This window comes from Pseudomonas sp. Pseusp3, from assembly GCF_047304225.1.
In the GTDB taxonomy this organism is placed as follows: Bacteria; Pseudomonadota; Gammaproteobacteria; order Pseudomonadales; family Pseudomonadaceae; genus Aquipseudomonas; species Aquipseudomonas fluorescens_CD.
The window spans coordinates 1-7,148 of record NZ_JBGLYV010000175.1 but is presented as its reverse complement, the minus strand read 5'-3'; the positions used below and the strand labels follow the sequence as shown (position 1 = coordinate 7,148).

General features: G+C 63.1%; 5 protein-coding genes. 2 read left to right on the top strand and 3 right to left on the bottom strand.

Annotated elements, in window-relative coordinates:
- Positions 1–107: 107 nt before the first annotated feature.
- The 3 genes from surE to ACCD00_RS29735 form a co-directional block, all read right to left on the bottom strand.
- Positions 108–1,085, bottom strand: coding sequence for a 5'/3'-nucleotidase SurE (gene surE, locus ACCD00_RS29745; protein ID WP_413428783.1), 978 nt, complete (start codon positions 1,083–1,085; stop codon positions 108–110).
- A 78-nt stretch (positions 1,086–1,163) separates the two neighbouring features.
- Positions 1,164–2,543 carry a DUF1329 domain-containing protein gene (locus ACCD00_RS29740; RefSeq protein WP_413428782.1) on the bottom strand — a complete coding sequence of 460 codons (1,380 nt, stop codon included), beginning with the start codon at positions 2,541–2,543 and terminating at the stop codon, positions 1,164–1,166.
- 23 nt (positions 2,544–2,566) lie between these two features.
- Complete coding sequence (locus ACCD00_RS29735; protein WP_413428781.1) at positions 2,567–4,144, bottom strand: DUF1302 domain-containing protein; 1,578 nt, start codon at positions 4,142–4,144, stop codon at positions 2,567–2,569.
- A 266-nt stretch (positions 4,145–4,410) separates the two neighbouring features.
- Between ACCD00_RS29735 and ACCD00_RS29730 the strand changes: the two genes are divergently transcribed.
- Positions 4,411–6,153, top strand: a complete 1,743-nt coding sequence (locus ACCD00_RS29730; RefSeq protein ID WP_413428780.1) for an FAD-binding protein — start codon at positions 4,411–4,413, stop codon at positions 6,151–6,153.
- On the top strand, positions 6,150–7,028 hold the full coding sequence (locus ACCD00_RS29725; RefSeq protein ID WP_413428779.1) for an SDR family NAD(P)-dependent oxidoreductase: 879 nt from the start codon (positions 6,150–6,152) through the stop codon (positions 7,026–7,028). Before ACCD00_RS29730 ends, ACCD00_RS29725 begins: the two co-directional genes overlap by 4 nt.
- Positions 7,029–7,148: the final 120 nt, after the last annotated feature.

The window sequence follows — 7,148 nt, the reverse complement described above, 5'->3', positions numbered from 1 at the left end:
ATGTCAGGTGATGTGGATGTTGGATGTGCCGGCCTCTTCGCGAGCAAGCCCGCTCCCACGGTAGTTTTTGGGTGGCCTGCAGGTTTTGGGTACACCCGCTCCCACAGTCAGGGCTTGATGCCCTGAAGTATTTTCTTCGCCTGATCCTGCACCGCCTCCGGTGCGGTCATGTTGCTGTCGATCACGGTGATCACCGCGTGGCCTTGCCACAGTTGATAGGCATCGGCCTTTTGCTGGATGGCGGTCGGTGTCGAGGGGGCAGAGAGGTTGACATGGACCACGCCGTCGGCGTCGCGCTTTGAGGTGAAGTTCACGCGATCCCAATTGCCGATCGGGGCAAAGCTTACGCCTTTGACTTCGCCTGGCGGCAGCGGCGGGTAGTTGAGATTCAAGCCGTTCACCCCCGGCAGGCCCAGTACATTCAGCTCGCACGAGTGTTTGTTTTTGGCGCAAGCTTGCCTGGCTTCGACGCCTGCCAGGCTCGCCTGCTCGATCACCTTGACGGCAAACCGCGCCGTGTCGTCCATGGCGCCGAGGGTCTTGCGGTAGCCGGCCTGCTGGTCGCGGATGATCAGGTCCATGTCGATGGCCGTGGACACCGCCACCGCCGGAATTCCCTTGAACATCGCCCGTACCGCAGCGTTCAAGGTGCCGGACATCTGCGTCAGCGGGCCGACGTTTTCGCCAAAGTTGCTACCCGATACCACCAGGTCTGGCGGCGAATCCTTGAGGATCACGTCAAGGCCGACGTTGACCGCATCCACTGGCGTACCGATGGCAGAGGTCTTGCCGGCAGGCGGGGTATAGCCCTGCGGCGGCCCGACGCAAAATTTGCCCGGCGCCAGTTCATTCACCGCCAGGGCCTGGCCGGGCACGACTACGCTGGCGGCGCTGATGCCGCTGCTGTCGTTCAACGGGCTGACCAGCGTGACCTTGTGCCCGGCAGCAGTCAGGGCGCGGTACATCGCATCGATACCCGGCGCGCGGCAGCCATCGTCGTTGGTCAGCAGGATGTTCAGGGCGTTGGCTTGCATCGACAGGCCAACGCTGGCCATGGCGATGATGCCGGTGAGGAGTTTGTTCATGGGCAGTATTCCGTGGGCGGCGCGGATTTCACAAAGCAAAACGCCCCGACCGAATGAATCGGTCGGGGCGTTCAGGTTTTAGCGGGTGCCGAGTTTGCGCAGGTTGCCAGGGGTGAATTCGTCTTCGGTGAAGGCGGTGGCGTTGAGCTTGGCCGGTTTCTGATCGACCAGCATGCGGTCAACCAGGTAGGAGCCGGCGATCAGGTCGTGGTAGATCCCCAGTCGAGCGTGGTAGCGCTGCATCTCGTAGGCGTAGATCGAGGTCTGCATGTTGGTGCGCCACAACTGGCCACGGCTGTCGTAGTTGTCGGCCATGGTCGCGGACCAGGTGTCCTCGTCCAGGTACAGCACGCGCTTGGCGTACACGTGGCGGGCACCTTCCTTGAGGTTGGCCTGCAACACCCAGACGCGGTGTTTCTCGTAGCGCATGTACTGTGGATCGATGTGACCGGTGGTGGACAGGATCTGGTCGGCCGTTACGCTCGGGTCGTCGATCTTGTAGTTGTGGTACGGAATGTAGATTTCCTTCTTGCCGACGATGGTCCAGTTGTAGCGGTCCGGCGCTCCGTTGAACAAGCGGTCTTCGTCATACACGCGGAAACCGCCGGCGCCGGTCGGCGAATCGTAGCCCACGGTCGGCGCGCGACGTACCCGGCGTTGCCCCGGACTGTATTGCCAGGCCTGGCGCGGCGAAGCGGTCGGATTGATGAACTCGTGACCGACCACGATCTCGCCTTTCTTGCGCACCGGTTCCAGGGTGGTGAGCAGGAAGTGTGTGAATACACCGTTCGCGGCCTCCGGGGTTTTGTCCGGGCTCGACCAGATCGAGAAGATCTTGTAGTTGACCTCTTCCAGCACCTTTTCCTTGTTGGCGTACACCACCGCCTGTTCGTAATTGGCCTCTTCAGTGCTGGCGCGCCCCTGCAAGGTATGGTTGAACATCAACTCGCTGCCGTTCTTCGGGATCGGGAACGGCGAGGCACCCCAGGCGTTTTTCGTGTCGTTGTTGTCATTGTCGAGTTCGGCAGTGACGGCGTTTTTCTTGATCTGGTCTTCCAGGCGCTGATCGAGGCGGAAGTCGCGGTGGCTCGGGTAGACCGGGATCTTGAAGGTATCCGGGTAGCGCTTGAACAGCGCTTTCTGGCCATCGGTCAGGTTGTCGGCGTACTTGTCCATGTTCTTCGAATCGATCACGAACAGCGGTTTTTCCGCGGCGTACGGGTCCGGGTACGGCGTGCCGGGGCCGGCGTATTTGAGTCCTGGTGGCAGGCCGCGCCATTTGCCCGACCAGGCCGGGATGCTGCCGTCGGCGTTGCCGGCTTTTTCGGCACCCATCGGGGTCAGGTCCTGGCCCAGGCGGGCGGCTTCTTCGGGGCTGACCTTGGCGTAGGCCAGGCCACTGCCGAGCAGGCCGACGGTCAGCGCAGTGCTCAATAATGTTTGGGTGAATCTGGACATGCTGTGCTCCTCCGATTGGGGAATCAGAACCGGTACTTGAAGTTGAGCGCGACGTTGTCGCGGTCGGCCAACGGGCTGTTGTTGGCGTTGCCGAGGTAGGCGTTGTAGCGAGCCTCGACGGTGAAGTTGCCGAGGTAGCGCCACGAGCTGCCGATGCTGGCGCGGTTATCGTTCTGGCCAGCGTTGATCGAGCCGACCATCGAACTGTCACCATGGGCAGCGGCGCTGAAGGTGACAGGCACCGACATGTCCCAGCCGCTGAACACGTCGTTGTAGTCAAAGTTCGCCTGCACCGTGTAGCCCCAGGCATCGCGGTCATAGACCAGGCTGTCGGTGCCCGGCAGCGAGAAGCCCGGCGCCAGGGCTACCGGCTGCGACTTGTCGTTGCTGATCACGGTGTTGTAGACCAGCTCGCCGGTCAGGGTGGTGTTGTCCGCCCAGGACGTCGGGCCGAGCACGTAGATCATCGACGTTTGCGCCTGCACGGTTTTGCCACGCACAGGGCTGGAGAAACCGTTGTTGACCATCACCGGCGTACCATCGCGGTAGCTGACTTCACCGGACCAGCTGACGTCGCCCAGCACGGTGGCGAAGCTCGCACCGAACAGGTCGATGTTGTCGAAGTAGCGCACCTGGTAGCGGCCCAGGGTCGAGGCGAAGTCCAGCGACGGGGTCTTGTCGTGGTAACGCGAGTAGTAGATGCCGAACTCGGTGTTGTTCAGCGACTCGGCGGCGTAGGTGAAGGCCAGACCGTATTGGCCGCTGTCGCTCGGTTTGTCGTCCTTGAGGCGGGTGACGAAACCGGAGGCGTCGTTGAAACCACCCTCGTCGATGAAGTCGGTGGTGGAGAAGTAACTACCCACGCCGAACAGCTCGGTCTTTTCCCACTTGTATTGGTAGTAGGCCTGGATACCCAGGCTTTCGGTCAGGGCGAACTGGGTGAACAGCTGGCCGACCGGCAGCAGGATTTCCTTGACCTCGACGCCCGGGGTGGTCGCCTTGGTCGCGTCCACCGGGCTCTGGGCCGCGGAAATACCCGGGTAGAACAGGCTCTCACCCCAGCTCACCACCTGGTTACCCAGGCGCGCGTTGAGGGCGTGGCCGCTCACGTCCCACGTGCCATAGGCGTAGTAGTCGAGCATGCGCAGTTCATTGCGATGCTGGTCGATGGTGTCCTGGGGGAAACGGTCGGGCTGGCTGCAATGGCCGCCGGCAAAGCAGTTCGAGGTACCGGTGGTGTTGTCGTTGTCATGATCGTAAACGTTGTCGTAGAAGCCCGTCGCCCGGACGAACACGCCGTAATCGTCTTGCCACTTGATGTTGGCTTCGGTGAGAAAGCCGCTGCGGTTGTTGATCAGGCTGCCTTTGTCGAACGCGTTGTCGCCGTCGTTGGCGTTGGTATTGGCGGTCAGTTTGTGATCGCGCGACTCGGTCCGCCAGGCGAGGCTGTACGTCAGTGTGGTGTCCCAGTCGATGCTCAAGTCTTCGCTTGGCTGAAAGCTCATGGCGTTAACGTGAGCGCTTAGCCCGCCAGCCAGCAACAGCAAAGCCAGCTGTACGCGAGGGTGCTGTGTTGGTGGGGCGATTATTGTTTTTATCATGTCGTCCTCATGGCCCAGGTCAGACCTGCCCGACCTTCATTTCAAGGGGGTGATTGGTGCTGTGGGCGACTATGGAGTCACGACTTGCGCGCAACATCGTCCAAGCGGACTACGCGATTTGCAGGGGGTAGTTGCGGTGTTCGCCTTAGTCCCATCGGACGATGAACACCCGGCGCGCGCGGCGAACAATCCCGAGACCGACTGCACCGGGCGAAGATCCGGCGGTGGCGGTTTCTGCCTGATGGGCGCTGAACAAGGGTGATCGCATGAACGCTGCCGGGATCAAATGGGACGAGTGCTGTGATGTGTTGGTGATTGGCTCGGGAGCCGGGGGCATGACCGCTGCGCTGCGCGCCCATGACCTGGGCCTGAATGCGCTGCTGATCGAAAAGAGCGGCGAGTACGGCGGCACGTCGGCGGTATCCGGTGGCGGCATCTGGATCCCGGACAACCACCGGATCAAGGCCCTCGGCGGCAGTGATTCGGCGGCCGAAGCGATTGCCTACATCCGCGCCGTGACCCATGGCGAGATCGACGACGGGCGCATCGAAGCCTATGTCGAGCACGGTCGGGAGATGGTCGAATACCTGGAAAAGCACACCCGCGTGCGCTTCGAGGCGCAACCTCGCTACGCCGATTACTACCCGGAAGTCGAAGGCGGCAAACCGGGTTATCGCTCGATGGATCCGCAACCGTTTGACGCCGCCGAACTGGGCGAAGAATTCTTGCGCATGCGGGCGCCGTCCCCCGGCACCCTGATGATGGGGCGCATGGCGATGACCATGAAAGAGGCGCAAGTGCTGCTGTGTCGTGGCCCCGGCTGGTTGCGCCTGACCCTGCGGGTGATGTGGCGCTACTGGCGTGACCGTGAGGGCCGGCGCTTGTCGCGCCGCGACCGCTTCCTGACCCTGGGCAATGCCTTGATCGGTGCCTTGCGCTGCTCGTTGCAGGATCGCGGCAAATCGCTGTGGCTCAACTGTGCACTCGAAGAGCTGTTGCTGGTCGGCGACCGGGTCGGTGGGGCGCGGGTCAATCGCAACGGCCAGTTGCTCAACGTCAAGGCGCGCTACGGGGTGATCATCGCCGCCGGTGGTTTCGAGCGCAATCAGGCGATGCGTGAGCAGTACTTGCCACAGCCGTCCCAGGCCAACTGGAGTGCCACGCCGCCCAACAATACCGGTGACGGCATTCGCGCCGGCCAGGCCATCGGTGCACGGACCGCGTTGATGGAACACAGCTGGTGGGCGCCGACTACTTACGTCAAGGGCGAAGAAAAGCAGCGTGCATTGTTTGTCGAACGCACCTTGCCCGGGTGCGTGATGGTCAATGCGGCGGGGGAGCGTTTCGTCAACGAAGCCGCGCCCTATACCGATATCGTTTATGCGATGTACGCCAACAATCGCGAGGGCGCCGCGAGCGTGCCGTGCTGGATGGTGTTCGACGCCGAATTTCGACGCAAGTACCCGTGCGGTGCCTTGCTGCCGGGTTATGCCCAGCGCGATTGGCAATTGCCCGAGCACCTGCGCGACTATTTCCACAAGGCGTCGAGCCTGGAACAGCTGGCGACGAAAATCGGCGTCGACGGCGCCGGGCTGGTCCGCACCGTGCAGCGATTCAACGGCATGGCCGTGCAGGGCGTCGACGAGGACTTCCACAAGGGCGAATCACTGTTCGACCGCTATTACGGCGACCCGAACGTGCAACCCAATCCGTGCCTGGCACCGTTGCTCAAGGGGCCGTTCTACGCCGTGCGCATCGACGCCGGCGACATCGGCACCAAGGGTGGCCTGCTGACCGACGTGCACGCCCGCGTGTTGCACGAGGACGGGCAAGCGATCAACGGCCTGTACGCCATCGGCAACAGCGCCGCCTCGATGATGGGCCGCACCTATCCGGGTGCCGGTTCGACCATAGGCCCGGCCATGACCTTCGGTTACCTGGCGGCCAATCACATCAAGCGCCATAGCGAAATCGCTTCAGCGAAAACCTTGTTCGGGAGTGTTGAATGAACAGCCAGCGTTCACAGATAGCCGTAGTCACCGGCGCCAGTCGCGGAGTGGGGCAGGGCATTGCCCTGGCCCTGGGGGCGGCGGGCATGACGGTGTATGTCACCGGTCGTGCTCCGGCGCAGGGCGGGTCGAATTTGTATGGGCATGCCTTGCGCGGTTCGCTGGAGGACACCGCCGCCGCGATCACCGCTGCCGGAGGGCACGGTATCGCGGTGGTCTGTGATCACGCCGATGACACGCAGGTCCGGGCGCTGTTCGAGAGAGTCGAGCAGGAATGCGGGCATCTGGATTTGCTGGTGAACAACGCCGCGTTCATTCATGACCAGTTGATCGAGCCAGGACCGTTCTGGGCCAAGCCGCTGGAGCTGGCGCGCATTCTCGACGTCGGTCTGCGCTCGGCCTACATCGCCAGCTACTACGCGGCACCGCTGTTGCTGAAAAGTGCTCAAGGCCTGATTTGCTTCACTTCGTCATTCGGCGCCGGCTGCTACATGCACGGCCCGGCGTACGGCGCGCAAAAGGCCGGAGTCGACAAGCTGGCGGCCGACATGGCGATCGATTTCGAAGGGCAGGGCGTGGCGGCGTTGTCGCTGTGGCTCGGCCCGCAACTGACCGAACGCACGAAGATTGCCGGCGAACAGCATGGCGAGCAGTACCAGGCGTTTCTGGCCCACGCTGAAACCCCGCAATTCAATGGGCGGGTGATTCATGCCTTGCTCAATGATCCGCAGTTGATGGCGTTATCCGGGCAGACCCTGATCACCGCCGAAATCGCCCCCGGCTACGGCATCAGCGAAGCCGAAGGCCGCCAGCCACCGTCCCACCGCGCCATGCTCGGCGACCCGCGCCAGCAGCATCCGGCGCGGGTGGTCTGACTCGGTCATCACGGCACACACAAAACCTGTGGGAGGGGGGGGGGGGGGGGGGGGGGGGGCGGGGGGGGGGGGGGGGGGGGGTTGGGGGGGGGGGGGGGCGGGGGGCGGCGCCCCCCCCCC